This window comes from Streptomyces sp. CNX435, assembly GCF_059570575.1.
Genome location: NZ_JCANTA010000001.1, coordinates 442,067 through 467,317, shown reverse-complemented (window position 1 = coordinate 467,317; position 25,251 = coordinate 442,067). Strand labels below are relative to the sequence as shown.

Below are 25,251 nucleotides of genomic sequence, written 5' to 3'. Positions count from 1 at the left end.
TGGTCCGTGCGGGTCCCGGTTGCGTGGTGCCCGGGACCTTCCCGAAGATGGCACTCGGTGCCACCATGCCCCTATGAACTCCTCAATCTCGACAGGCGCGTCGCAGGCTTGGGTGGCACTGGGTGCCGATTCTTCTCTGCTCGACCGGGTGTCCTACAGCGGTCCGTCCGGGGGACTGCCGGCACGGCTGCCCGTCATGGAACTGGCGCGGGCCACCGTCGCGGTGTGCTCGCTCGCCGCCGCCGAGCTGACTTCCGAACGCACGGGGCGGCCCGTGCCCCGGGTGCGGGTCGACGACGAGTCGGTCGCGGCGGCGTTCCTCAGCGACCGGCTGGTGCGGGTCGACGGGCAAGCGTGGTCGACCTTCGCACCGTTGTCCCGGTTCTGGCGAGCGGCCGATGGATGGGTCCGCACGCACGCCAACTACCCGCACCACCGGGCCCGGTTGCTCGCCGCTCTCGGGGTGCCGGGGAACATCGGCGAGGAGGCGATGGACGCGGTGGCCGGGGCGATCGCGGGGCATGCCGCGCTGGAGGTGGAGGAGACCGTGTACGCGGCGGGCGGCCTCGCCGTCGCGGCACGCAGCCCCGAGGAATGGGCCAAGAGCACGCAGGGGGCCCTGGTCGCGGGGAAGCCGCTGCTGACAACGACGCGCGTCAACGACGCCCCGGGCCGGATGCTCGGTGATGCCGCGCTGCCCTGCGCGGGGCTGCGCGTCCTGGATCTGACCCGGGTGCTCGCCGGGCCGGTCGCCACCCGAACGCTGGCGCTGCTCGGCGCGGACGTGCTGCGGATCGACGCCCCACAGCTGCCGGAGAGTCAGGAGGCCCACAACGACACGGGCATGGGGAAACGCTCGACCACCGTTGACCTGGGTGATGCCACCGGCCGCCGGGTCTTCGAGGACCTGCTGGACGAGGCGGACGTGGTGGTCACCGGTTACCGGCCGGGCGCGCTGGACCCGTTCGGGCTGACGCCCGAGGCGCTCGCCGGGCGTCGTCCGGGGCTCGTGATCGCTCAGCTGTCCGCGTGGGGCCATGACGGGCCGTGGCAAGGGCGGCGCGGCTTCGACAGCCTGGTCCAGGTGGCCACCGGCATCGCCGAGTTTGAGGGCTCGTCGGATTCGCCCGGCACGCTGCCCGCCCAAGCACTCGACCACGGTACCGGTTATCTGCTGGCGGCCGGGGTGCTGCGCGCGCTCACCGAGCAGCACCGCACGGGCGGTACCCGGCTGGTCCGCCTGGCCCTGACGCAGACCGCGCACTGGCTGGTCCACGTCCTGCCCCCCGCCCCGCGTGAGGAAGACGGCTTCGACGCCGGGCGCCGAGTGACCGAGACCGACAGCCCTATGGGCCGGCTGCGGTACGTGCTGCCGCCGGTGTCGTACGAGGGAGGCCCGGTGAACTGGGCACGCCCGCCGGGTCTGTGGGGTACGGACGCCCCGGTGTGGGGCGGTGCTTGACGAAACTTCCAGGGCGGTGCGCCCGTCAGACACATGTGACGGAAAGGGGGCCGGCGGCGCCGGCCCCCCCTTGCTCAGCTCTCCCAGAGGGCGGCGGCGGTGCGGTCGTCGGCGAAGCCCTTGGCGCGCAGCTGGACGTCCCCGAGGAACGCGGCCAGCCCGGGCGGCGCCGCCTCGCCGCGCCACCGCTCCGCCAGCTCCGCCGCCAGCCCGGGCGCCCCGCGCAGCGGCTCCGCGAACCCGGGGCTGCACAGCAGCAGCACGTCGCCGGGCTTCCCCTCCGACGCCCGGAAGGCGAACGGCGCCGGCTCACCGGGGTCGGGCGACGGCACGAGCGCGCCGAAGCCGGGCGGGGCGTCGGGCGGGGGCGCCGAACCCGGGGCGCCGAAGCCGGGCGGCGGAGGGCCGGCGGGGTCGCTGCGCGGGGGCCGGGCGCCGAGGTCGACGGTGAGCCGGGGATCGACGGGCTTCTGCTCGTCGTCCGCGTCGCGCGCGTCGCCGTTGCCGCCCTCGTCGGTCGCGTCGCCCTTGCCACCCTCGTCGTCGGCCGGCGGGGCGGGCTCCAGGTCCTGCCACTCGTCGCCGCGCAGCCGGAAGAGGCCGCCGGTGCCGGTGCCGAAGAACACCCGCGTGCGGCAGGCGGCGTCGGTGGACAGCAGCAGGCAGCGCAGCCCCGCGGTGTACTCCGCGGGATCCACGCCGAACTCCTCCGCCTGCGCGCGCATCAGCCCGTACGTGCGGCCGGTGAGCCGGTGCAGACCGCCCTTCAGCGCGGCGCGGCGGCCGGTGCGGATGTCCTCGGAGAGCCGGGCCCGGCTGCGGCCGACGGCCTCGCCCATCCACCGCACGAGCGAGGCGGCGGCCCGGTCCGTACGGGGCACGCCGCGGGCACCGGTGGCGACGGCGACGAACACGAGCGCGTCGTCGCCGCCGCCGAAGCGGGCGGTGAGGACGGCGTCGCGCCGCGACTCGCCGCGGTAGCGGGGGCTGTCGCCGCGGGTGGCGGCGGTGCGGAGGGTGAAGGACCCGTAGCGCGCGCCGTCGAGGACGGTGTCCGGCACCAACTCCCCGAGCGCCCCGGGCGCGAGTTCGGGCAGCGCCGTGGGCTCCGCCTCGTAGGTGGGCGGCCCACCGCCGACGAAGGAACCGGTGCGCCGGCCGGCCCAGTCGGCGTCGGTGAGGGTGTCGGTGACGGACACCTGGCGCAGCCGCATGGTGGCGGGCGCCGGCGAGGTTCCGGCGGGAATGGGGCGGGCCGTTTGCCCCGTGGGGGCGGGCGGTACGGAGGCCGCCGGGGCGTGCGGTGCGGTCTCCCCGGGCCGGGCCTCCGCCGTCGCCGCCGGGTCGGGTGGCACAGCTGCCGCCGCACCGGGCGGCGCCGGTGGGGCCGGAACGGAAGGCTCGGGCGCGGGCGGTGCGCTCTCGCCGGGACCGGGCTCCGCCGCCTCCGCAGGGACGGACGGCGCCGAGTAGGCCGACGCAGGCGTTTCCGGCTGCGCCGGCGCGGGGACCGCGGATTCCCGCGGACGGGGCGGCACCGCTTCCACGGGGCCGGGATCAACGGGCTGCCGCGGACCGGGCAGCACGCTCTCCGCCGGTTCAGGTGCCGCGGGTCCCTCCGTGCCGAACGGCTTCGCGTCGGCCGGGTCGGGATCCGCGGTCTCCCCTCGGCCGGACGGCGCCGTGCGAAGCGAGGCGCCCTCCACGGAGTCCCGCGGGTCGAGCGGCGACGCTTCCGCCGACGCGGTATCCACGGCTTCCCGCGAGGCGGGCAGCACCGTTTCCGCCGCGACGGGGTCCGCGGCTTCTTGCGGGCCGGGTGAGGCCACTTCCACCGGGCCGGACGGCACCGCCTCCGCCACGGCACGATCCGCGGACCCGCACGCGGCGGGCGGCCCTGCCGCTTCCACCGGGGCGGGACCAGCGGGCTCCAGAGGACCGGACGGCGCCGCGTCCACCGCGGCCCGATCCACGGACTCCCACCAGGCGGGTTCCGCGGACTCCCGCGGACCAGGCTCCGCCGCCTCCGCGGGCGGCTCCGGTGCGGGCGGGGGCGGTTCGTACGGCTCCGGCTCGCGCTCGGGCTCCGCGTCCGCGATGTCCGCGCGTTCCGCCGGGGGCAGGTCCCGCCGCAGGTCCTCCCGCAGGCCCGCGAACACATCGTCCGCCCAGCCGCGCCCGGCCGCCGCAGGTTCCGCGCGCTCCGTGAAGCCCGGAACACCCGCCACCGACGGCGCCACCGACGCGGAGCCAGAGGGCGGCGGCGCCGGTGCCGGTGCCGGCACCGGCGGCGGCCCAGGCGGTGGCGGGTAGTCGGGGTCTCGCATCTGGTCGTACGGCTCCGCCGCCGACGGCCGCGACGGCCCCGCCGCCCCCGGCGGAGCCGACTTCCGCGGAGACGGCTCCCGCACAGACGGCTCCGACTCCTCCTCCACCGTCCGGGCCACCGACGCGAAGCGGTCGTCGAGGGTGTCACCCGCACGCTGCGGGCCCGTGTCCGGCACCCCCTCCTCGTACAGGTCGTGCCACCAGTCGTCCTCGGTGCGGCGTTCCCCCGCCGTCTCCCCCTGCCGATCCATGCCTCTATTGTTCCCCGCCACCCCGGTCCGCAACGACCGGACCCGCAAGATCACGGCAAAGGCCTTCCAACCGAGCCGCCCGCAAGGTCAGGATGTGCAGGTGCTCGGTGCCATCGGACTCGACGACGTGCAGGAGTCGGCCTACCGCGCGCTGGTGGCACTCGGCGCCGCCGACGTCCCCGAGCTGGCGCGGCGGTTGGCGCTGCCCGAGCCGGAGGCGGTGCGGACGCTGCGGCGGCTGGAGCAGCACGGGCTGGCGGCGCAGTCGTCGGCGCGGCCCGGCCGCTGGGTGGCGGCGCCGCCGTCGGTGGCACTGGGGGCGTTGCTCATCCAGCAGCGGCACGAGTTGGAGCGCGCCGAGCTGGCCGCGGCGCTGCTCGCGGAGGAGTACCGCGCGGAGGCCGGCGAGCCGGCCGACGTACACGACCTGGTCGAGGTGGTGACCGGCGCGAGGGCGGTGGCGCACCGGTTTCTGCAGCTGCAGCTCGGCGCCGAGCAGGAGGTGTGCGCGTTCGTCACGCGCGAGCCGCTGGCGGTGCGCAGCCAGGACAACACCGCGGAGGAGAAGGCCGCGGGCCGCGGCGTGCGCTTCCGGGTGGTGCTGGAGCGCTCCCGGCTGCTCGCCCCCGGCACGGTGGCGGAGGCGGCGGAAGCCCTGCGCCGGAACGAGGAGTTGCGGGTCGCGGACGTGGTCCCGACGAAGCTGGTGATCGCGGACGGGGCGACGGCGATGGTGCCGATGTCCGCCGACGCCGGCGAGCCCGCCGCGCTGGTGGTGCACGCGAGCGGGCTGCTGGAGGCGCTCGTGGGGCTCTTCGAGAGCCTGTGGCGGCAGGCGCTGCCCCTTCGGCTGGCCGCGGGCGGGGCGGCGGTGGCCGAGCAGGGGCCGGACGGGCCGGACGCGGTGGACCGGCAGATCCTCGGGCTGCTGCTGGCGGGACTCACGGACGCGAGCGCCGCCAAGCAGCTGGACCTGGGGCTGCGGACCGTACAGCGGCGGGTGAAGCGGCTGATGGAGATCGCCGGGGTGCACACGCGACTGCAGTTGGGCTGGTACGCCCACGAACGCGGCTGGTGCCTTGAACGGGCCCCGGAGCGGTGACCGTTCTCGTCGGTCTCGCGTACGCCACCGGCGGGGTGCTGTCGGCGCTGGCGTGACCACGTACCTCGCCGGCAAACGCGAGCGGCGCCGGTTGCGCCCGGAACACGCCGCCGCCCGCAACCGGGGCCTCGGCTCCGCCCCGTGAGGTGCGCGGGTTCCGGCAGGCCGCGTACCCTCGCGCGTCCCGGGCGGGCCGCCGCCCGTGCCTCAGCCTCTCCCCTTGCGCGCCCGCCCTTCGCGGTTCTGCGCGTCGCGGCGCTTCCACTCCCGGCGCTGGTCCGCCTGCAGCCGCAGGTCGGTGCGGGCCGTCATGCGGGCGTTCTCGCGCTGCAGCTTGCGGTAGCTGTCCAGCCGGCGCGGGTGCAACTCGCCGTTCTCCAGGGCCGCGACGACCGCGCAGCCCGGCTCGGCCGTGTGCGTGCAGTCGTGGAAGCGGCAGCGTTCGGCCAGTTCCTCGATCTCGGCGAAGACCTGGCCCAGCCCGTCGTCGGCCGCCCACATGCCGACGCCGCGCAGGCCCGGGGTGTCGATGAGGACGCCGCCGCCGGGCAGCGGCAGCAGGTCGCGGGTGACGGTGGTGTGCCGGCCCTTGCCGTCGGCGTCGCGTACCTCGTGGACCTCCTGGGCGGCCTCGCCGAGCAGGGTGTTGGCGAGCGTGGACTTCCCGGCGCCGGAGGCGCCGAGGAGCACGGAGGTGCCGGTGGCCAGCGCGGCGGCCAGCTGCGGGACGCCGGCGCCGGTGGCGGCGCTGACCGCGAGGACGGCGGTGCCGGGCGCGACCTCCCCGGTGTCGGTGACGAGGTGGCCGAGGACGACGGGGTCGCCGACCAGGTCGGCCTTGGTGAGGACGACCAGCGGCTGCGCGCCGCTGGACCAGGCGAGCGACAGCATCCGCTCCAGGCGCGCCGGTTCGATGTCGGCGGCGCGCGTCGCCGCCAGCGAGACGGCGATGACGGCGTGGTCGACGTTGGCGGCGACGACCTGGCCCTCGGAGCGCTTGGACGACGCCGAGCGCAGAAACGCCGTGCGGCGCGGCAGCAGGGCCAGTACGGCGGGGTGCTCGCCCGGTTCGAGCGCCGCCCAGTCGCCGGTGCACGGCAGCCGGGTGAGGTCGGCGGCCCGGCCGGCGGCGCGGTCGGTGCCCGCGAGGCGGGCGGTGGTGGCGCGTACGGGCCCGGAGTCGGTGAGCGCGATGCAGGAGCCGCGGTCGACCCGCGCGATGCGGGCGGGGATCAGCCCCTCGGACTCGTACGGCGCGAAGGCGTCGGCGGCGGCCTCATCCCAGCCGTACGCGGTGAGGGGACGGGGGGCGGGGAGGTGTGTCAACAGAGTGACCCTTCAGAAAGGAGCGGGCGTGCGGCTGTCCTGCGGGGACTGCGCCCCTGACGGCTTCGGTCATGGCCCTCACCTCCCTGGTCGGTACCGGTCACAAGGTGCGCTGGAAGCGTATGCAGCGACGCACACGTGGCGCCAGCGGTTTTCCCTGCCCGCCGCGCCCGGGCGGCGGGGAGCGGCGATCGGCGGCATGCTTGTCGGCACGGGTGCAGTCTCCGCGGGACGGCCGGGCGCCGGCCCCGCTGCCCGTACCGCTGTACGCCCGTACGCCCGTACTCCCCGCGACGTGGACCGAGGTGAACACAGGTGGCGTCCAACGAGGAGGTCGCCGCGCTCCTACAGGAGTACGCGGACCTGCTGTCCATCACCGGCGGCGACGCCTTCAAGGCGCGCGCGTACGAGCGCGCCGCCCGCGCGGTCGGCGGCCACTCCGCCGACGTCGCCGGGCTGGACGCCAAGGCGCTCAAGGCGATCCCCGGGGTGGGTGCTTCCATCGCCGGCAAGGTCGGCGAGTACCTGCGTACGGGCCGGGTGGCGGCCATCGACGAGGCCCGCGAGCGGATCCCGGCCGGGGTCCGGGAGCTGATCGCGATCCCCGCCCTCGGCCCCAAGCGGGCACTGGTCCTGTACGAGGAGCTGGGCGTGTCCTCCGTCGACGAGCTGGCCGCGGCGATCGGCGAGCACCGGCTGCGCGACCTGAAGGGGTTCGGGCCGAAGAGCGAGGAGAAGCTGCTCCACGGCATCGACCTGCTGCGCTCGTCCACCGGCCGGATCCCGGTCGACACGGCGCTGGCGCTGGCCGAGGACATCGTCGCGCGGCTGTCGGCGGTGGCGGGCTGCGAGCGCTGCACGTACGCGGGCTCGCTGCGGCGGCGCCGCGGGACCGTCGGGGACCTCGACGTGCTCGCCGCGGCGGTGGATTCCGCGCCGCTGACGGCGGCGTTCACCGGGCTGCCGCTGGTCGGGGAGGTCATCGGCACGGGCGGGACGAAGACGAGCATCCGCACCACCGACGGCGTCCAGGTCGACCTGCGGGTGGTGCCGCCGGACGCGTGGGGCGCGGCGCTGCAGTACTTCACCGGGTCCAAGCAGCACAACATCCGCCTCCGCGAGATCGCGGTGCGCAAGAAGCTGAAGCTGTCCGAGTACGGGCTGTTCCACGCCCGCAGCGGGCGCCGTATCCCGGTCACGACCGAAGAGGACGTCTACGCCCGCCTCGGCCTGCCGTGGATCCCGCCGCCGCTGCGCGAGGACCGCGGCGAGATCGAGGCGGCGACCGGGGACGGGCCGCCGGAGCCGGTGACGGAGGACGACCTGCGCGGCGACCTGCACACCCACACCGACCTCACCGACGGCATCGACTCGCTGGAGGCGATGGTGGAGGCCGCCAGGCAACGCGGCTACGCCTACTACGCCGTCACCGACCACGCGCCCGAGCTGCGCATGCAGCGCATGACGAAGGAGAAGATGCTCGCCCAGCGCGAAACCGTGGCGGAGCTGGACGCACGCCACCGGCGGCGCAGCGGCGGGATGCGGCTGCTGCACGGCACGGAGCTGAACATCGCGCCGGACGGCTCGGTCGACTGGCCGGAGGATTTCCTGGAGACGTTCGACGTGTGCGTGGCGTCGGTGCACTCGCACTTCACCCAGCCGAGGGACGAGATGACACGGCGCTTCCTCGCCGCGGTGGAGAACCCGCACGTGCACGTCATCGGCCACCCCACCACCCGCAAGGCGGGCAAGCGGCCGGCGGTCGACGCGGACTGGGACGCGGTCTTCGCGGCGTGCGCCCGTACGGGCACGGCGCTGGAGGTCAACGCGCACCCGAACCGGCTCGACCTGCCGGACGAGCTGATCCTGCGGGCGCGGAGCCACGGCGTGAAGTTCGCGGTGGACAGCGATGCGCACTCGGTGCCGGACCTGTCGAACATGCGCTACGGGGTGGGCGTCGCCCAGCGCGGCTGGCTGACGCCGGAGGACGTGATCAACACCTGGCCGCTGGCGCGGCTGCGGCGGTTCCTGCGCGTGAAGGGGGCTAACGGGACGAGGTAGCGTAACGGAGCCGTTGCGCTACACTCCGTTCCGGGACTGCGAGCGTTAAGGCACGAACCACGCGCCGGTGGGGACACGGTTGGCGCCAGGACCAGCCCGTTGTGACCTGGCTCGCCCACAGGTGAGCTGCGGCGGCTCCCGTGTCCTTCGGGGCGTGCGTGGTAGCGGGGCGCAGTCAATCGCCCCTGGACCGTGACTTGCGGTCCTGGACGCAGGCCATACGCCGCAGCCAGCGACGGGCAGGACTTGCAATCGAGGCTCTTCTGTGACCGAGACCGAGTTCGGTCCTTCAGCGCCGAGAAGTTGACCTCGTGCCGCTCCCCTCTTCCCGCCCAGCGGGCTCATCCCGCTCGGCGGGCTCGGCCGGCCGGTCCCTGGCCCGGTTCCGACGGGCCTCCTCCGCCGCCTCCTCCCCCTCCTCGGCCAGCTCCGGCTCCGGCTCGCGCTCCCACTCCTCCGCCGACGCGTCCCCGTCGAGCCCGCGGATCCGGGCCTGCCGCTCCGCCGAGGCCGCCGCGACCAGCCGGGCCGCCGCCTCCTCCCGGGCGCGGGCCGTCTCGGCGCGGCCGGTGGCGGTGGCCACCGAGGGCCAGACGCGGTCGAACGCGGCGTTCACCGCCGCGCCGACGAGCACCGCGAACGCCGAGACGCCGAACCACAGCAGCACCGCGACGGGGGCGGCGAGGGAGCCGTAGATGGTCGGCCCCTCCACGGCGTTCAGCAGGTAGAGCCGCAGCAGCAGGCTGCCCAGCAGCCACATCCCGAGCGCCACCAGCGCGCCCGGCAGGTCCTCGCGCCACGGCGAGCGGACGGGCACGGCCGCGTGGTAGAGCGTCGTCAGGAAGGCGATGGACAGCAGCGTGACGACCGGCCAGTACAGCACCCGCAGGGCGGTCTCGCTCCACGGCAGCAGGTGCACCACCGCGTCCGGCCCGGCCACCGTCAGGGGCAGCGCGACCACGCCGATGACCAGCGCCACGAGGTAGAGCCCGAACGCCAGCAGCCGGGTCCTGACGATGCCGCGGTGGCCTTCGAGCCCGTACATGATGGTGATGGTGTCGATGAAGACGTTCACGGCGCGCGAGCCCGACCACAGCGCGAGCGCGAAGCCGAACGAGATGAGGTCCGGGCGCCCGCCGCGGGTGACGTCGTCGAGGAGCGGGCGGACTATCTCGTCGACGCCCTTGTCCGTCAGGACCGTGTCGGAGGCGTCGATGATGTTGTGCCGGATGGTCTCGATGTCGATGAGCGACTGGTCGAAGTAGCCCAGCAGGCCGAGGAGGCCGAGGAGCAGCGGCGGCAGCGACAGGAGGCTGAAGAACGCGGCCTCGGCGGCGAGGCCGATCACGCGTTGCTGCATGCAGGTGTTGACCGTGTCCTTCAACAGCAGCCACGCCACCCGCCGCTTGGGCAGGTGCTGGTACAGGGCCCGGGCCCGGCGCAGCCGGCCGCGGGGTCCGCCGCGTCCGCCCTGTTCCGCACCCGTTTCCCGTTCTGCTCCCACCTGCCTACCGTAGCTGTCATGGAAGCAGGTACTCATACGGTGACGAATCAGGCACCGCCGCTGGTCGGCTACGACGTCTACGCCGCGGACGCGGCGCTGACCGAGGCGGTGGAGCGGTACGTCGCGCCGGAGCGGCACGCCGAGGCGCGCGCGGAGCTGACCGCGCTCGGCCGCGCGGCGGGCGCCGCCGAGGTGCAGCGGTGGGGCGTGGCGGCGAACGCCTCGCCGCCGGTGCTGCGCACCCACGACCGCTACGGCCGGCGCGTCGACGAGGTGGACTTCCACCCCGCCTGGCACCAGCTCATGGAGCGCGGAGTGACGGCCGGACTGACCGATGCCTGGAACCGGCCGGACGGGCACGTGCGGCGGGCGGCCGGGTTCCTGGTGTGGACGCAGGCCGAGGCGGGACACGGCTGTCCGCTCTCGATGACGCACGCCGCCGTCCCGGCGCTGCGCGCGCAGCCGGAGCTGGCCGCGGTCTGGGAGCCGCTGCTGACGTCGCGGGTGTACGAACCGGGGCTGGTGCCCGTCGCCGGGAAGGCGGGGGCGATCGCCGGGATGGGCATGACGGAGAAGCAGGGCGGCTCGGACGTACGGGCCAACTCCACCCGGGCGGAGCCGGCCGGGGCGGGGGCGTACGCGCTGACGGGCCACAAGTGGTTCTGCTCGGCGCCGATGTCGGATGCCTTCCTGGTGCTCGCGCAGGTGCCGTCCGGCGGCGCGGGGCCGGGCGGGCTGACGTGCTTCCTGCTGCCGCGCGTGCTGCCGGACGGCAGCCGCAACACTTTCCTCCTACAGAGGTTGAAGGACAAGCTCGGCAACCGCTCGAACGCCTCCGCCGAGGTCGAGTTCGACGGCACGACGCTGGCCTGGCGGGTCGGCGAGGAGGGCCGGGGCATCCCGGCGATCATCGAGATGGTCGCCGCCACGCGGGTGGACTGCGCGACCGCCGCGGCGGCCGTGATGCGCCAGGCGGTGGCGCAGGCGGTGCACCACTGCACGTACCGGACGGCGTTCGGCGGGGTGCTCGCCGACAAGCCGCTGATGCGCAACGTGCTGGCGGACCTGGCGCTGGAGTCGGAGGCGGCGACGGCGCTGGCGCTGCGGCTGGCGGCGGCGTACGACGCGGGGACGGACGACGAACTGGCGTTCCTGCGGCTGGCGGTGCCGGCGGCGAAGTACTGGGTGACCAAGCGGTGCACGCCGGTGGCGGCGGAGGCGCTGGAGTGCCTGGGCGGCAACGGGTACGTGGAGGAGTCGGGGATGCCGCGGCTGCTGCGCGAGGCGCCGCTGAACTCGATCTGGGAGGGCTCCGGCAACGTACAGGCGCTCGACCTGCTGCGCGCGCTGCGGCGGGAGCCGCGGGCGGTGGACGCCGTGCTCACCGAGATCGGCCGGGCGCGCGGCGCGGACCACCGGCTGGACCGGGCGGTGAAGGACCTGCTGACGGAGCTGGCGGACCTGGAGGGCGTCGAGACCCGGGCCCGCCGGCTGGCGGAGCGGCTGGCACTGGTGCTGCAGGGCGCGCTGCTCGTACGGCATGCGCCGGCGGCAGTCGCGGACGCCTTCTGCGCCTCGCGGCTGGGCGGCGAGTGGGGGGCGGCGCTGGGGACGCTGCCGCACGGGCCGGATCTGCGGGCGGTTGTGGACCGGGCCCGGCCGGTGCCGGGGTGATCCGCGGCGCCGGGACCGCGGTCCCGGGTGCGGGCGGCCCGGGCCGGGATGCGGCAGCGGAAGGTGCCTCCCGCAGGGAGGGGAGGCGGCCTTCCGCTGTTGCAGGGCGTCGGAAGCGGTGCCGCGCCGACTCGTCACCCCTTCCGCTCGTCAACCCCGCGCCACTCAACTCCTCGCGCACGCGCGTACGCAAAGGTTGCACACCGTTGCAGCCTGGAATTGCAGCGGGCGACCGGTTTGGTCCAAGAGGTGGGCGTAAGGGCGCGGACGCGGGCACCATGGAATCCGGGCCCGCTGAACAGCCGGGCCGGCTGGGAGTGTTGTGCCGGAAACTGCGGATGCGGGCGGCGGGCGGAGACCCCGGCAAAACGGCCGGGTGCGCGGCCCGCGGCCCGGCTGGGGCCGGGCGCGGGCCGGCTCCGGCGGGCAGGCTGCCGAGGCGTACACCGTCTCCCTCCCGGAGCTGCCGCCAGCCAGGGACGTACCGCGTGAGGTGATCGGCGAGTCGTGGCGCCGCGCGGAGGCGCGCGGCCTGGACCGGGAGGGCGGCTGGCCGCGGCGGGTGGGCGTCGTGGAGCTGGAGTGGCGGCGGCGTACGGCGGTCGTGGGCGTCCTGCGCGAGGTGCTGCGCGACGGGCTGATGCCGGCCGAGGACACCGTACCCGAGCACGTCGTCGTGGTCACCGACGCCGACGGCGTGGTGCTGTGGCGGGAAGGCGAGCGTGGGATGCTCAAGGCGGTGAGCCGTATCGGCCTGGCGGAGGGCGCGAGTTGGAGCGAGGACTCCGCGGGCACCAACGGCATCGGCACCGCGCTGGCGACGGGTCACCCCGTGGGTGTCTACGGCGACGAGCACTTCCTGCGCACCTGGCACCGGTGGAGCTGCGGCGCCGCGCCGCTGACCGACCCGCGCGACGGGCGGGTCCTGGGCGTGGTCAACGTCACAGGACCGGCGCTCACGATGCCGACGATCTCGCTGGCGTTCGTCACCGCCGTCGGCCGGGTCGCGGAGGGCGAGCTGCGGGACCAACACTGGACGGCGATGGGGCGGCTGCGGGCGGTCGCGGCGCCCGTCCTCGCCGGTATCGGCGGCCGGGCGCTGGCCGTGGACGAGCACGGCTGGGCGGCGGCGGCCACCGGCATGTTGCCGCCGGAGCGGGTGACGCTGCCGACGTCGCCGGCGGCGGGCGCGTGCACGCTGCCGGTGCTGGGGCCGTGTGCGCTGGCGCCGCTGCCGGGCGGCGGGTGGCTGGTCCGGGTCGAGCCGGAGGAGTCCGCGCCGCCGCCGACCCGGGTGGTGCTGGACCTGACGCGGTCGGCGTCGGCGAGCCTGGCGGTGCTGGGCGGCGCGGGCCGGTGGACGCAGCAGGTGAGCCCGCGGCACGCGGAGGTGCTGTACCTGCTGGCGGTGCACCGCGCCGGGCTCAGCTCCACGGCGCTGGCCGACGCGCTCTTCGGCGACCCGGAGCGTACGGTGACGGTACGGGCCGAGGTGTCCCGGCTGCGGCGGAAGTTCGCCGGACTGCTCACCCATCGGCCGTACCGTTTCAGCGACGAGATCGACGTCCAGCTCCGGCTGCCCGCCCGCCCCGCCGACCTGCTCCCGCAGTCCACGGCCCCGGCGGTCCTGGCCGCCCGCCGCTGAGTGCCGCGGCGCCGTTCACGGGCGCGGGCTATGATCGCCGGCCCACGCGTCTGCAGGGGAGGAAGCGATGGCCGTCGGGCCCGCGACCGGTGACACCGTCTACGAACCCGTCCCCCTCTGGGCGAAGATCCCGCACGGGATCTGGCTCAGGGAAGCCACCTCCGTCGCCGTCGACTCGGCCGACCGCGTCTACGTGTTCAACCGGGGCAACATGCCGGTGCTCGTCTTCGACCCGGAGGGCAACGTCGTCGACATGTGGGGCAACGACACCCCGTACCTCGGCACCGAGCTGTACGAGGACCCGTACGGCAACACCCTGCCGCGCTGGCGCGGCTGCCGCTTCACCCGCCCGCACGCGGTCACCGTCGACCACGAGGACCACCTCTGGCTCGTCGACGACGTCGGCAACACCCTCACCAAGACCGACCGCACCGGCACCACCCTGCTGACCCTCGGCACCGGCGAACCCAGCGGCTTCCAGAGCGGCGAGCCCTTCAACCGCCCCACCGACGTGGCGATATGCCCGCGCACCGGCGACGTCTTCGTCAGCGACGGCTACGGCAACTCCCGCGTCCACCGCTTCGACGCCACCGGCCGCCACCTCGCCTCCTGGGGCACCCCCGGCACCGACCCGGGCAGCTTCAGCCTCCCGCACGCCCTGACCCTCGCCGACGCAGCCGACGGCGACGGCACCGTGGTCGTCTGCGACCGCGAGAACCACCGGGTGCAGGTCTTCTCCCGCGACGGCGGGTTCCGCACCACGTGGCACGCCCACAAGGCGGTCGCCGTCTGCGCCACCGGCACGGGCCCCGACACCCGCCTCTACGTCGCCGAACAGGGCCCCCCGCCGGTGCAGCACGGCGTCCCCGGCATCGGTCACAGGATCCGCGTCTTCGACACCGCGGGCCACGAGGTCACCCGCTTCGGCGCGGACCTCCCCGGCGAGGCCCCGGACCGGTTCAACTGGCTGCACAGCATCGCGGTGGACTCGGCGGGCGACGTGTACGCGGCGGAGGTGTCGTACGTCGAGGTGGGCAGCAAGCTGACGCCGCCGCGCGAACTGGTGAGCCTGCGCAAGTGGCGCCGGTCATCGGGCTGACGGTCACGTCCGTTCGCCGGCGGGGGCCGGGGCGCTCGTGCGGAGGTAGGCGAGGACGGCGAGCACGCGGCGGTTGTCGCGGCCCGCGGGCGGGATGTCGAGTTTGGTGAAGATGGCGTTGATGTGCTTGGCGACGGCGCTGCGGCTGAGGACGAGCGTGTCGGCGATGCCGGTGTTGGAGCGGCCCTGGGCCATCAGTGCCAGCACCTCCCGCTCGCGCGGCGTCATCCGGTCGAGGAGGCGGTCGCGGTCCCGGTCCCGGTCGCTTCGGTCCGGCGGCGGCGTGGGCCGGCCCGGCGGGCGGGGTGGTCCTGGTGGTCCGGTGTCGTATTCCGCCAGCAGCCGGGCGAGGGCCTGCCGGAGCATCTCGGGGTCCTCGGCGATCAGCACCCGGACCGCGCCGCCGCGCGCCGCCGCGGCGACCGCATCCGAGGTGGGGCGCGGCATCGTCAGTCCTCTTCCCGGGCGGTGAGGGCGCCGAGTTCGGTGGGCACGGCGTAGACGGCCGTGTGCACCGGATGGGCACCGGGGCGCGGGGCACCGCCGCGCTCGTTGTAGCGGTGGAGTACGGCGAGCAGGTCGGCGCGCAGCTCGCGGAGTTCCCCGGGGGTCAGCCGGAGCGGGGTGCTGGACATCGCGGAGACGTTGCGCCAGCGCCGCGGCAGCCGGTGGCGTCGGCGGATGAACTCCTCGACCACCCGGGCGTCCCGGGCCAGCATGGTCGTGGCGAAGGCGTCCACCGCGTGGGTGGTCGCGGGCTCCTCGTCCGGGTCGTGGGTGTAGTCGAGGGCGGTCTCGCGCAGCCGCCAGGGCCGGGCGCGGCCCCTGCCGCCGTGGGCCTCCTCGATGACGCCGTACTTTCCGAGGGTGCCGAGGTGGTACGAGCACACCTTCGGGGTGAGCCCGAGCAGCTCCGCGGCCCGGCTCGCGGTCAGCGGTCCCTCCCGCTCCAGCAGGTAGAGCAGGTCGAGCCGGACCGGGTGCGCCAGCGCCCGCAGGGCGCGCGGATCGGAGCCTGCGGCACCGTCGGAAGCATCCTTCTCGGAAGACATGTTCCGATGGTGTCGAGGGCGTGCGGTCCGCGTCAAGACTGCACAAATCTCCACCCCAGACGGGCAGAAACGCTACCGACACGGCACCCGCCCGGCGGCCAGACTCGATCGCCCACACCGAGGAGGTCCCGCATGCACCCACCGCCGTCGCGCTGTCACCGTCACCGTCCCCGCCGTCGCGCTGTCGCCGGCGCCGGCCTGGCCGCCCTGGCCGCCGCCCCGGTGTCCTTGGCCGCGGCACGGGGCTCCGGCACCGGCACCGGCACCGACGGCTCCGGCACCGGCGCGCTGCGGCGCGAGGTGGAACGGGCCCAGGCCGACGGCAGCTTCGTCAGCGTCGTCGCCCACCTCCGCGACGGCCGGCGCCGCGCCCGCGCCCGCTCGGGCGTCGCCGACCTGGAGACCGCCGAGCCGCCCCCGTACGACGGCTACCTGCGCGGCAACAGCATCACCAAGACGTTCGTCGCCACGCTGGTCCTCGCCCTGGAGGCCGAGGGGCGCCTGGCCCTCGGCGCCCCCGTGTCGCGCTGGCTGCCGGGCCTGATCGCCGGCAACGGCTACGACGGCGACGCGATCACCCTGCGCCACCTGCTCCAGAACACCAGCGGGCTGCCCAACCACACCCAGCTCATCGACTTCGACCAGACCGGAGAGTCCTTCCGGCGCCACCGGAAGCGCCACTACGAGCCCGCGGAACTGGTCGCCATGTCGCTGGCGGAGCCACCCCGGTTCCCCCCGGCCGACCCGGACGACCCCGAGCCCGAGTGGGAGTACTCCAACACCAACTTCGTCGTCGCCGGCATGGTCACCGAGGCGGTCACCGGCCACGGCTGGCGCCGGGAACTGCACCGACGCATCACGCGCCCCCTCGGCCTGCGCCACACCTACGCGCCCGCCAACGACACGGCGCTGCCGGCGCCGCACGCGCGCACGTACAAGCGGTTCCCGGAGAACCGCGCCGAATGGACCGACACCACCGTACGGAACATGACCTTCTACGGCGCCTCCGGCGAGATCGTCACCACCCCCGGGGACCTCGAACGCTTCACGACCGCCCTCCTCCGCGGCGCCGTCCTGCCCCCGCCCCAACTACGGTCGATGCTGCGCTCCGTCCCCCTCACAGCCGACTACGCACGGCTCATCCCCGGAGGCCGCTACGGCCTGGGCATCATCCGCCGCACCCTGCCCTCCGGCCGCCACGTGTGGACCCCAGCGGGCCAGGGCGCGGGCAGCGAAACGTACGTCTCCTGCACGGAGGACGGCCGCACGGCCGTCGTCGTCCACACCACCGGCACGGGCGACCCCGCCCAGCTCACCCGCGGCCTCGCGGCGACCCTGCGCCTGATGGACAACGTGCTCGCCGACGCCCTCGGCTGAGCGAGTCCGCGTTCGCTAACCGCGCGTACGTGAGCTTCTCCGCCACGCGGTCGCGGAGCAGCTCGTACTCCTCGCGCAGCCGCACGAGCTTCGGCGGCCGGGTGATGACCATACCGTCGGTGACGACCTCGTGCGGTTCGAACTGTTCCCGGGTGAGGTCGATTTCGATACCCATGCCCAGTCGGTTCCACCAGTGGTAGTCCGTGCGCTGCCCGTTCACCAGAACCTCGCCGCGCAACAACTCGCCGCCCAGCAGGTCGTTGACCACCATCGCCGTGGTGCCGCACTGGTCCCGGGCGGGGTTCTCGGGCGTCCAGTGCGCCCGGAACTCGGGCGTGCACGTGTCGGCGCCCCAACTGCTGCGCACGGCTCGCTCGATGTCGGTGAGAAGCAACGGCGTCATGGCGGCCATGCTCGCAGCCGCCACTGACAACGCCCGGCTGCACGGTCCCCGCCGGCACCCCGCCGCGACCGCCCGCGCGCACCCTCCAGGAACACGCGGGGCAGGGGGCCCGGACCGGCCTGGGCTTACCTGGTGGTCGGGAGCACGGGGCGGTCGGGGGTGTCGAGCCAGGCGTTCTGACCGTGCGGGGTGACGGTGAGTCCGAAGCGGTTCAAGCCGGGGCGGTCCTGGTCGACCCACCACCGGTAGGCGGTCTCGACCTCATCCCACAGCTTGCGGGGCCCGGACTGCACCACCTCGTACCGGGTGCGGTCCGGCTCGTAATCGGCTGTCGCCCATGAGGTGACGGCGGTATCGCGCAGCCAAAGGGTGTACGAGCCGTCCTTGTAGGACTCCATCCACGGGAACGCTGCAGGCACATACAGGCCGATGGCGAACATCACCGCCCAGTCGCCCACGTCGTCCGGGGAGAGGGTGGTCGTGGATCTCACGCCGTCTGCGGGCCACTTGCGGCCCTTGAGGTAGTGGCGCACGTGCCGACGCGTGGTGCGCTGCGCGCGCAGTCGCATGAAGGCCGAGGAGCCGGCGAACCGTCCGGAGGCCGTCCCGTCACGCGCGACGGTGAGGCGGGCGACGACCTCACCGCCGTAGGTCGGCCCCCACGGGGCGACGATCACTCCGCCCGGCCGTGTCTGCTCGATCCACGCCAGGGGGATGCGGACCGTCGAGCAGGTAGCGATCACCCGATCGTACGGAGCCCGGGGAGCGTATCCCCGTGTACCGTCCCCCACCACCGTGAGCGGATCGAACCCGGCCGCCGTGAGCCGAGTCCGTGCATCGCGGGAGCTGGCCTCGTCCACCTCGACGGTGACGACGTCGGACGGGCCGAGCCGATGCGTCAGCAGCGCCGCGTTCCAACCCGTCCCCGTGCCGATCTCCAGCGCACGGTGCCCGTCGTCCACATCCAGCGCCTTGAGCATGGAAAACACCATGGAAGGCATGGAGTTGGAGCTTGAGGGGATCTTGCCCTTGCCGGGGCCGGTGTAGGCACCGTCGTCCCACTGGGTGGTGATCGGAGCGTCTTGGTAGACGGCCTGCCACCACATGTCCGGCTTCTCGGAGCGAATCACCCGGTCGCTCTGCCGGTTCATGCCCGCCCGGCCCGGCCAGATGACATCCGGTACGAACAGATGCCGCGGCACGGCCTCGAACGCAGGAAGCCAGTCGGAGGTCAGCGCCCCCTTGTCCACCAGCGCGGAGGCCAGCCGCTTGGGGCCGGCCACCGCTGCCTCGTGCATGGTCATTCAGCGTCCCTCGCTGCGTGCGCGGGCACGGGCAAAGCCCCGCCACCCGGATTCCTCAGGAGGCCGTGCGGCGGGGCCGCCTGGACGCGCGCTACGGCGCGGCGTCGCCGGGGGTGGCCGTCTCGCGTACGCAGTCCAGGCACACCCAACCGGCGCGGGCGACGAGCCGCGTGCGTTCCTGGGGGTGCCTGCCGCACCACGCGGAAGCCGGGGCACGGTCGGGAAGGTCGCGCTTGATGAACGCGCCGATCCCCGCCCACGGCTTCTTACTGCCCATCGGTGCCGCTCTCCTGGTCACTCTCGTCTGTCTCCGACTCAGCGGGCGTGACGGTCTCCTCCTCGAACACGTCATAGCCGTTGATCTCGCCGTTGTCGTTGCCTCCCACGTTCTCACCCCCTCTCCGGGTGTGGGTAGTGCGCGGCCCGGCCCCCGGGTGGGAGCCAAGGGGAGCCGAGCCGCGTTCGGAAGCGCCCGACACGCCGCCTAACCCTGCCCCGCTGGCCCGGTCCCGGACGGGGTACGGGACGGATTCGCGGGTGCGGGGGTGGGGACGCTCATCCGAACGCCTCAGCCGGGGGCATCCAGCCCGGCCCGCCGCCGTCGTCTGACGGGCCGTCGCCGTCCGGTTCGGCTGCCCGCCTCCCGCGGCACTCCGCGACCCTCAGCGCGTCGCGCAGCGCCTCGCTCAGCCGCTGCACCAGGAACCGCAACTCAGTCTCCGACGCCCCGCCGTTGAGCACCTGCGCGGCGCGCTCCAACAGGTCGGGCCCCCAGACGAGCTGCTGGCCCTCGATCGCGTCGGCGTACTCCGACAGCCACCCCGACCCCTCCGGCGTCGTCCACGGCAGCAACCGCATCCCAGGCACGGGCGCGCTCACGTCTCCGCCCCCCGCGCGATCAGCCGCGCCAGACACCGCGCCACCGGCGGCGACACCGCACCCAACTCGACCAGGCCATAAGACGCCCTGCCACCCTTCACCCCCTGGGGCAACACGTCCATAGCGGGGAACGAAACCCCCGCCTTCCGCAACGCCGCCGACAACTCGGCCCGCGCCGCATCCGCCTCCCGAACCCTGCCGTCAGTCCTCACGACGCACCACCGCCCGCCGCGCCCACGGTCACCGGGTGGAATGCTGCGGCCAACTGTCGGGCTAAACCCAACGGGCCGGAATTCGCCTTCATCACCATGCCCACCATGGTTCTACCAATACAGGGAAACTGCGAGGATCATTCCTGTTGCGGCCTAAAGATCTTGCCGGAACTCCGCAGCCCACGCGGAGAGTTGCACGCGCGCGGCATCACCGAGCAGCGCCTGTTCTTCGAACGACGCGAACAAGGTCAAGTGTTCGCTGATGTCACGAGGGTCTTGGAAGACCATGCGGCCGTTGAATGTCTCGACGGTGACTAGTCGACTGTCGTAGATGGTGAACGTGTTCATGGGTCCGCGAGGCATTGTCACACCCAACGGAATCACCCCAAGCTGAATGCTGGGGAGGTGCGACCGCGACGCAAGTAGGTCGATCTGCACGGCCATGGCGGCGGGAGGAAGGATCGAGCACCTAACGGCCTGTTCCGTGAGGATGAAAGTAAACCGCTTCTCCTCATCATAGAGAACCGCCTGTCGTTCCAGTTTCCGCGATATCGTCTTGCTCGCATCTCCGGGCGTGTGGGCAAGGCTAGCCCGCATGTACTCAGGGGAGGCAAGTAGACCCGTCACCATAGAAGGCAGGAAATAGCGCAGCTCTGTAGCCTGCGCCTCCAATGCCGCCAACTCCGCTTGACGTTTCTCAATCCCGCGTCGCCACGATGAGCGCTTATCCTGCCACTCGGTACGCGCGACCCTGGCCAGCGCGGTCACCTCGGCAACCATTTCAGCGGGAGCGTCCAGGGCCGTGAGGATGCGCTCAAGGTCTACGAGTTTCGGGACGCGCTTCCCGGTTTCAAACTTGCTGATCTGTGACTGTGAAAGAGCGCAGCGTTTAGCGAGCCGGTCTCCTGTGAGGCCGGCTCGCTTCCGCAACTCTCGCAGCTTCTCGGCCAGGTCCGCTTTCGACTGCCCTAGCTGCTCAGGGGTGAACGTCACGCGTGCGCTTTCACATACTCCCCGAACGGCACCGCGTGACGCATGGCGAATTCCTGCCATTCGACGTACTGCGCTGGGTCGCCCGCGGACAACTTGCGGTTGATCTGCGTTCCGTCCGGGCGGAAGTTCAAGTGAACCACTCGGGATTGATCGAACATCCACCAGTCTTGCCCGGTAAGTGGCAGGCCGTAGTCGGAGTCCGTGACGTCCAGCACGCGGATATCCTCTCCGGCGGCAATGTTCCCGGGGATTCCCCAAGCGAACTGGTATCGCTGGTAATCCGTGAGTGGCTGCCGTACGACGCGAACTCTGCCGATCCGTCGACCAGAAGCGACATAGCCACGCACGCGCTCATGCCATCGCGCGTTGTGTTCCTCCGGCTTTGGCTCTCCGCGAAGGAAGCGCGCGACGTTCTCAGCCTCGCGCGGCATGGTGTAGGTCGGCTGCGCTTCGAACCGCCAGGCTTCGGTTTGGAAAGCGTCGAATACGCGCCTCCAGTCCTCACCATCCAAGAGCACGGACAGCCTCCCTGAGAACGTGCTCGGGAATCCTGACGAGTGCTTCGCCGCTGGGGGGAGTGAACGCGTCGGACTTGTCACCTTGGACGACAATGCTCCCGTCCCGGTCGTCGCGATAGACGTTCGGGCAATCGTCGTCGTCGCATTCCGGGTCGCCAACTCGCCCCGTAAGCCGCGTGAGTTCCGTGCGCGCCATGGTGCACCTTCCGGCAGAGACCCTCCCTGCATGCCCACTACGGTACGTAGTGAGCCGACCACCGTCCATGCCGGAACGGGACTATTCCCGTTCTGTACTAGAGATCATGGTCCGCACCCCGCACCCCGCGCCTCGCGACATCGCGAGCGGGTCCAGCACCAGGTGAAGTCTGTCTGACCTGCACTGATGCCCTGCCTTCGCCGGGTGGGCCGTAGACCCATCCGAGGACAGCCGCGCAGCGCGCGGCGGGGGAGGCCGCGGGAACGAGTTCCGTCAACGCCGAACGCGCCGCCGGCCGTCGAGCACGGCTGCCGCGCGCCCGGAGGCGCCGCGCGTCGCGCGGGCCCCCGGGCGGCCGGCGTACCGGGCCCGATCCTAGTGCCGCTTCAAGCAACGTTCGCCTTGTCGATGACTCTGCCGGCCGTGAGAGGATCAGCGGCTGTGATGGATGTTCCGCATCGGCTGCTGTGTCGGCTTGACGAGTACTTCCACGTCAGCGTTGTTGCCTGCCCGAATGACGTGAGCGTGGTGCTGGCCGGGGCCGGCGCGACCGGCAACAACGACCTTGGTGAGGTGCTGCTGCTGCGGCCGGATCCCGTCGCCGAACAGCCGGATCAGATTGCCGTGCTTGCGGAGCAGTCGACGGCGGTGGATGCGGTATTCAGCTCTGATGGTGCACGGGTGACCGTCGGGTACGCCGACCTCGGCGGGGACAGCGGCAGTCCGGTGACGTACGGGCTCGACGGAGCGTTCCAACATAGCTTCGTCATCGGTGGGGAGTTGGACGAGCACGACGACTGGGATGGTGACGTCGACTTCGACCGGCTCGCCCAGTCCGGCGACGGGCGGCTGCTCGTCGGCGGCAGCGCCCGGGTGAAGGCGGTGACCGTGGCCGATTCGGTGACCGGTGGTGTCCTGCTGACCGTGCCGGACGCGACCGGGCCTGCGGCGCTGGACCACACCGGCCGGCGCCTGGCGTACGCCCGGCCGGGCGGCCGGGTCTCGGTGCAAGAGACGACACCCGGTGCTGCCCTGTCCACCTGGGACACCGGCCTTCCGGCGATACACGCGCTGGCATTCTCCCCGGATGGCGCCGAGCTCGTCGCAGCCGGTGGAGAACGTCCGACCGCTTGTCTGTTCGCAGCGGATGGGGATCGAACGGATGTGAGGGTGGCCGATCCCGCGCTCACGATCGATGCCACGTTGCCTTGGACGGCCCTGTCGACGCGAGCCTGCTGGACCAGCCGCGGCCCGGCTGTGTTCACCGCAGATGACTACCTTGCCGTGCTGTTCGACGCCACCAATGGCCGCGTTCTTTGGACCGGTTCCGATCAGACCGTCGCCTCGTTCACCCCGGATGGCCGAGTATTCGTTGCCTCGGGCTGTGATGGCATCACCGCCTGGTTCCTCGACGCACTTCCCTGATCACCCGTCAGGGGAGTGTGTATCAAGCAGCGTTCGCCCTGTCGATGATCTTGCGGAGGCGTTCGTCGGCCGCGTGGTTGTTCCGCCAGATGATGCAGCGGCGAATCATGCTGCCCTGTTCTTTGTGGCTGGTGTGGTCGGTGCCGTCCAGCGCGAAGTAGCGCAGGGCGGTGAACTGCGCCTCGATGCGGTTCGGCCAGGAGCTGTTGGTCGGCGTGTAGGCGAACTCGGCGTTGTTCGCCGCGGCCCAGTCGCCGACCCTGGCGTCCTTCTTCGTGGTCAGGTGCGGGGAGAAGTTGTCCAGCACGATCGCGATCCAGATCTCGGAGGGGTAGAGGCTGCGCAGGTAGCGACAGAACTCCAGGAACTTCGTCCGGTTCTTCTTCGGCTTGACGTGGCCGTAGAGCTTGTCCTTGCCCAGGTCGTAGGCGGCGAGCAGGTGCCTGACGCCGTGCGGGCGGGTGTAAGTCGCCCGTCTGCGGGGCCGGGGCTTGCGGTCGGGGTCCTTGCGCCGCCCGCCCCGCTCGGCCCACTGCCGCCCAGGGTGGGGCATCAGGTTGAGCGGCCCGAACTCGTCCAGGCAGAAGATGACGTCAGGTTCGCCGTCCTCGGGTATGACCTCGCCGTCGGCGATCGCGTAGAGGTGCTCCACCCGGGCCTTCTTGGCGGCGTGGTCGCGGTCGCGGGAGGTCTTCCAGGTCTTCATGCGTTGAAACGACACGCCCTCCTGGCGGAGCAGGACCCGAAGGCCCTCGTGGCTGATGTCGTCGACCACCCCCTCAGCGACCAGGAAGTCGGCGAGTTTGGCCAGGCTCCAGGTCGAAAACGGCAAGCTGTGCTCGGCCGGCTTGGACTTGGCCATCTTCTTGATCTCGCGGCGCTCGGGCAGGGTGAACGTCCTCGGCCGTCCGCCCTGGTACTTCGGATACAGCGAGTTGAAGCCGTCTGCGTTGAAGTTGTGGATCACATCCCGAACGCGGTCCGTGCTGGTGAACGTCACATCCGCAATCTTCGCCACCGGCATGCCCTGCGCGGACAGCAGCACCATCTGCGCTCGCCGCCAGGTCACCACCGACCCGGTACCTCTGCGAACGATCCGCAGCAGGCGCTGGCCTTCGTCATCATCAATCTCGCGAACGCGTACTCGTTCTGCCACCCGGACAGCCTGGCGGTACCGCGTCGCCGGAACCAGCCTCCGACCGGCGCGTCACCTCACGACAGGGCAAAGGTTCTCTGACGCGGCACTAGTGTGCGCCGCCCAGGAGGGTGCGGATGTGGGCGGCCAGGGTCTCGAACTCCGGGGCGGACATGACCTTTCCGTACTCGCGCGCCGCCGAGCAACGCCGTCAGCTCGACGCCGAGCCCTTGCGACAGCGCATGCAGGGTCGGCAGCCGCGCGCTGTGCTTGCGGTGCTGTTCAAGCTTTCGGACCACGTCCACGGACACCCCGGAGCGCGCTGCCAGCCCCTCCCGCGTCAAGTCGGCCAGGCGACGCAGCCGCGCCACCCGGTCGCCAAGGTGCTCGCCCATAGGGCAAAGGCTACGCTTCGGACCTGCACACTCCTTGAGATCTGAGGACAGCCGCGCATGGCGCCGCAGACACGCGGACCAGATCGCAGGAACGGGTTCGTCAACGCTCGACACGCTGAGCGTCGTTTCGGGCGCAGGACGAGCAATGCTGACGCCGTCCGCCGCCGCGACCAGCCCCGCAGCACCCGGCGGACTCGGCATCCACCCACCCCTTCAACCACCCAGATGCTTCCAACTCACAGCATTAAAACGTCTGCTGGTGGTCCTCCAGCATGACGTCGAGACGTTCACGGAACAGAGGACGGTCGAGATCATCGTAAGCGCGGGCCCACAAGGGGTGGAGTTCCGGGAGGCGATGTATGTCCTCGTGATAGGCGGCGGTGAGTCCCAGAAGAGCGCTCGCCGGGTGGCCCGCGTCCAGCATCCGGGAGGCGTCGGTCAGGATGGTGGCTGTCTCTCCGGTGAAGGAGGGGTACTCGTCGCCGAAGGCGTCGTTCGGTGCGAGAACGCCGATACCGATGCCGGTCGGGTCGGGTTCGTGGTGCCAGTCGGCCGATGGCGCGAGATCGAGGGGGATCTCCACGTCCATGCCGTCGGGGTTCACCCCGTACTCCGGGGTGGGTCGGATGCCGAGTTCGGCCGACAGGCGTGCTACCTGGGTGCGGCGGCGCTCTCCTCCGCTGCGCAGGGCGAGGGAGAGCAGAAAGGTGAGGCCGTCCAGGGTGTTCCGGCCGATGACGCCCGGCTCCTTGTGGCCGAAGGAAGCAACGGGATGGTCGGTGCGCCCGAGTTCCGGCGCGGGGACCACCCATCCGACGCAGGTGCCGGTGCCGAGGTCCGCGAAGGGCAAGAGTTCCGGTACGGACATGAACGGTACGAGGTGTCGGCGGAACACCTCCCCTGCGTAGCA

Annotated in this window: 21 protein-coding genes and 2 pseudogenes; 8 read left to right on the top strand and 15 right to left on the bottom strand. The window is 72.7% G+C overall.

Translation table 11 applies throughout. From position 1 onward, the window contains the following. The first annotated feature begins 73 nt into the window (after positions 1 to 73). Positions 74 to 1,462, top strand: a complete 1,389-nt coding sequence (locus T328_RS01940; protein ID WP_496494019.1) for a CoA transferase — start codon at positions 74 to 76, stop codon at positions 1,460 to 1,462. Positions 1,463 to 1,536: 74 nt separating this feature from the next. On the opposite strand, the gene T328_RS01935 is transcribed toward T328_RS01940, so the two are convergent. Next, positions 1,537 to 4,041 carry a protein phosphatase 2C domain-containing protein gene (locus T328_RS01935; protein ID WP_496494018.1) on the bottom strand — a complete coding sequence of 835 codons (2,505 nt, stop codon included), beginning with the start codon at positions 4,039 to 4,041 and terminating at the stop codon, positions 1,537 to 1,539. 100 nt (positions 4,042 to 4,141) lie between these two features. On the opposite strand from T328_RS01935, the gene T328_RS01930 reads away from it, so the two are divergent. Continuing rightward, positions 4,142 to 5,143 (top strand): helix-turn-helix domain-containing protein, encoded by a 1,002-nt coding sequence (locus T328_RS01930; RefSeq protein WP_496494017.1) that lies wholly within the window; start codon positions 4,142 to 4,144, stop codon positions 5,141 to 5,143. Positions 5,144 to 5,350: 207 nt separating this feature from the next. On the opposite strand, the gene rsgA is transcribed toward T328_RS01930, so the two are convergent. Beyond that, positions 5,351 to 6,469: a ribosome small subunit-dependent GTPase A gene (gene rsgA / locus T328_RS01925; RefSeq protein WP_496494016.1), complete on the bottom strand. Its 1,119-nt coding sequence runs from the start codon at positions 6,467 to 6,469 to the stop codon at positions 5,351 to 5,353. Between the two features lie 315 nt (positions 6,470 to 6,784). On the opposite strand from rsgA, the gene polX reads away from it, so the two are divergent. Next, positions 6,785 to 8,530 carry a DNA polymerase/3'-5' exonuclease PolX gene (gene polX, locus T328_RS01920; RefSeq protein ID WP_496494015.1) on the top strand — a complete coding sequence of 582 codons (1,746 nt, stop codon included), beginning with the start codon at positions 6,785 to 6,787 and terminating at the stop codon, positions 8,528 to 8,530. A gap of 289 nt (positions 8,531 to 8,819) precedes the next feature. Here polX and T328_RS01915 read toward each other — a convergent pair whose 3' ends face one another. Then, on the bottom strand, positions 8,820 to 10,070 hold the full coding sequence (locus T328_RS01915) for a YihY/virulence factor BrkB family protein (RefSeq protein ID WP_496494014.1): 1,251 nt from the start codon (positions 10,068 to 10,070) through the stop codon (positions 8,820 to 8,822). Between T328_RS01915 and T328_RS01910 the strand changes: the two genes are divergently transcribed. The 3 genes from T328_RS01910 to T328_RS01900 all read left to right on the top strand — a co-directional run bounded on the left by T328_RS01910 (position 10,053) and on the right by T328_RS01900 (position 14,452). Beyond that, positions 10,053 to 11,708 (top strand): acyl-CoA dehydrogenase family protein, encoded by a 1,656-nt coding sequence (locus tag T328_RS01910; protein ID WP_496494013.1) that lies wholly within the window; start codon positions 10,053 to 10,055, stop codon positions 11,706 to 11,708. The two genes, T328_RS01915 and T328_RS01910, sit on opposite strands and share 18 nt — an antisense overlap. A gap of 376 nt (positions 11,709 to 12,084) precedes the next feature. After that, on the top strand, positions 12,085 to 13,353 hold the full coding sequence (locus T328_RS01905; protein ID WP_496494012.1) for a helix-turn-helix domain-containing protein: 1,269 nt from the start codon (positions 12,085 to 12,087) through the stop codon (positions 13,351 to 13,353). 67 nt (positions 13,354 to 13,420) lie between these two features. Beyond that, complete coding sequence (locus T328_RS01900; protein ID WP_496494011.1) at positions 13,421 to 14,452, top strand: NHL repeat-containing protein; 1,032 nt, start codon at positions 13,421 to 13,423, stop codon at positions 14,450 to 14,452. 3 nt (positions 14,453 to 14,455) lie between these two features. Here T328_RS01900 and T328_RS01895 read toward each other — a convergent pair. Beyond that, positions 14,456 to 14,689 (bottom strand): annotated as a pseudogene (locus T328_RS01895) (response regulator transcription factor); the annotation flags it as partial. A gap of 212 nt (positions 14,690 to 14,901) precedes the next feature. Then, positions 14,902 to 15,504, bottom strand: a complete 603-nt coding sequence (locus T328_RS01890; protein WP_496494010.1) for an ArsR/SmtB family transcription factor — start codon at positions 15,502 to 15,504, stop codon at positions 14,902 to 14,904. 228 nt (positions 15,505 to 15,732) lie between these two features. On the opposite strand from T328_RS01890, the gene T328_RS01885 reads away from it, so the two are divergent. After that, positions 15,733 to 16,881, top strand: coding sequence for a serine hydrolase domain-containing protein (locus tag T328_RS01885; RefSeq protein WP_496494009.1), 1,149 nt, complete (start codon positions 15,733 to 15,735; stop codon positions 16,879 to 16,881). Here the strand turns inward: T328_RS01885 and T328_RS01880 are convergent. From T328_RS01880 to T328_RS01850, 7 genes are all read right to left on the bottom strand, one after another. Continuing rightward, complete coding sequence (locus T328_RS01880) at positions 16,817 to 17,284, bottom strand: YunG family protein (protein WP_496494008.1); 468 nt, start codon at positions 17,282 to 17,284, stop codon at positions 16,817 to 16,819. The two genes, T328_RS01885 and T328_RS01880, sit on opposite strands and share 65 nt — an antisense overlap. Positions 17,285 to 17,409: 125 nt before the next feature. Next, positions 17,410 to 18,588 carry a methyltransferase domain-containing protein gene (locus tag T328_RS01875; protein WP_496494007.1) on the bottom strand — a complete coding sequence of 393 codons (1,179 nt, stop codon included), beginning with the start codon at positions 18,586 to 18,588 and terminating at the stop codon, positions 17,410 to 17,412. 91 nt (positions 18,589 to 18,679) lie between these two features. Next, positions 18,680 to 18,865, bottom strand: a complete 186-nt coding sequence (locus T328_RS01870) for a hypothetical protein (RefSeq protein ID WP_496494006.1) — start codon at positions 18,863 to 18,865, stop codon at positions 18,680 to 18,682. A gap of 278 nt (positions 18,866 to 19,143) precedes the next feature. Beyond that, the gene (locus T328_RS01865) at positions 19,144 to 19,467 is read right to left on the bottom strand and encodes a hypothetical protein (protein WP_496494005.1); all 324 of its coding nucleotides are present in this window, start codon (positions 19,465 to 19,467) and stop codon (positions 19,144 to 19,146) included. A 365-nt stretch (positions 19,468 to 19,832) separates the two neighbouring features. Further along, a complete protein-coding gene (locus T328_RS01860) occupies positions 19,833 to 20,672 on the bottom strand; it encodes a helix-turn-helix domain-containing protein (protein ID WP_496494004.1) in 840 nt (279 codons plus the stop codon). Continuing rightward, complete coding sequence (locus T328_RS01855; RefSeq protein WP_496494003.1) at positions 20,669 to 21,190, bottom strand: DUF6879 family protein; 522 nt, start codon at positions 21,188 to 21,190, stop codon at positions 20,669 to 20,671. Before T328_RS01855 ends, T328_RS01860 begins: the two co-directional genes overlap by 4 nt. Then, entirely contained in the window at positions 21,174 to 21,386 is a 213-nt protein-coding gene (locus T328_RS01850) for a hypothetical protein (protein ID WP_496494002.1), read from the bottom strand. Before T328_RS01850 ends, T328_RS01855 begins: the two co-directional genes overlap by 17 nt. Positions 21,387 to 21,827: 441 nt before the next feature. Here T328_RS01850 and T328_RS01845 point away from each other — a divergent pair, with 441 nt between their 5' ends. Beyond that, a complete protein-coding gene (locus tag T328_RS01845) occupies positions 21,828 to 22,811 on the top strand; it encodes a WD40 repeat domain-containing protein (protein ID WP_496494001.1) in 984 nt (327 codons plus the stop codon). 22 nt (positions 22,812 to 22,833) lie between these two features. Here T328_RS01845 and T328_RS01840 read toward each other — a convergent pair whose 3' ends face one another. The 3 genes and pseudogenes from T328_RS01840 to T328_RS01830 form a co-directional block, all read right to left on the bottom strand. Continuing rightward, a complete protein-coding gene (locus T328_RS01840) occupies positions 22,834 to 23,967 on the bottom strand; it encodes an IS630 family transposase (protein ID WP_496494000.1) in 1,134 nt (377 codons plus the stop codon). A gap of 176 nt (positions 23,968 to 24,143) precedes the next feature. Continuing rightward, positions 24,144 to 24,341: pseudogene (locus tag T328_RS01835) on the bottom strand (helix-turn-helix domain-containing protein); the annotation flags it as partial. Positions 24,342 to 24,585: 244 nt separating this feature from the next. After that, a complete protein-coding gene (locus tag T328_RS01830; protein WP_496493999.1) occupies positions 24,586 to 25,209 on the bottom strand; it encodes a hypothetical protein in 624 nt (207 codons plus the stop codon). Positions 25,210 to 25,251 lie beyond the last annotated feature (42 nt).

Bases quoted from the DNA above. Each gene is read 5' to 3' on its own strand.
- T328_RS01940 (WP_496494019.1), top strand. From the start codon at position 74: ATGAACTCCTCAATCTCGACAGGCGCGTCGCAGGCTTGGGTGGCACTG.
- T328_RS01935 (WP_496494018.1), bottom strand. From the start codon at position 4,041: ATGGATCGGCAGGGGGAGACGGCGGGGGAACGCCGCACCGAGGACGAC.
- T328_RS01910 (WP_496494013.1), top strand. From the start codon at position 10,053: ATGGAAGCAGGTACTCATACGGTGACGAATCAGGCACCGCCGCTGGTC.
- T328_RS01915 (WP_496494014.1), bottom strand. From the start codon at position 10,070: ATGAGTACCTGCTTCCATGACAGCTACGGTAGGCAGGTGGGAGCAGAA.
- T328_RS01900 (WP_496494011.1), top strand. From the start codon at position 13,421: ATGGCCGTCGGGCCCGCGACCGGTGACACCGTCTACGAACCCGTCCCC.
- T328_RS01890 (WP_496494010.1), bottom strand. From the start codon at position 15,504: ATGTCTTCCGAGAAGGATGCTTCCGACGGTGCCGCAGGCTCCGATCCG.
- T328_RS01880 (WP_496494008.1), bottom strand. From the start codon at position 17,284: ATGACGCCGTTGCTTCTCACCGACATCGAGCGAGCCGTGCGCAGCAGT.
- T328_RS01875 (WP_496494007.1), bottom strand. From the start codon at position 18,588: ATGACCATGCACGAGGCAGCGGTGGCCGGCCCCAAGCGGCTGGCCTCC.
- T328_RS01870 (WP_496494006.1), bottom strand. From the start codon at position 18,865: ATGGGCAGTAAGAAGCCGTGGGCGGGGATCGGCGCGTTCATCAAGCGC.
- T328_RS01850 (WP_496494002.1), bottom strand. From the start codon at position 21,386: ATGGCGCGCACGGAACTCACGCGGCTTACGGGGCGAGTTGGCGACCCG.
- T328_RS01830 (WP_496493999.1), bottom strand. From the start codon at position 25,209: ATGTCCGTACCGGAACTCTTGCCCTTCGCGGACCTCGGCACCGGCACC.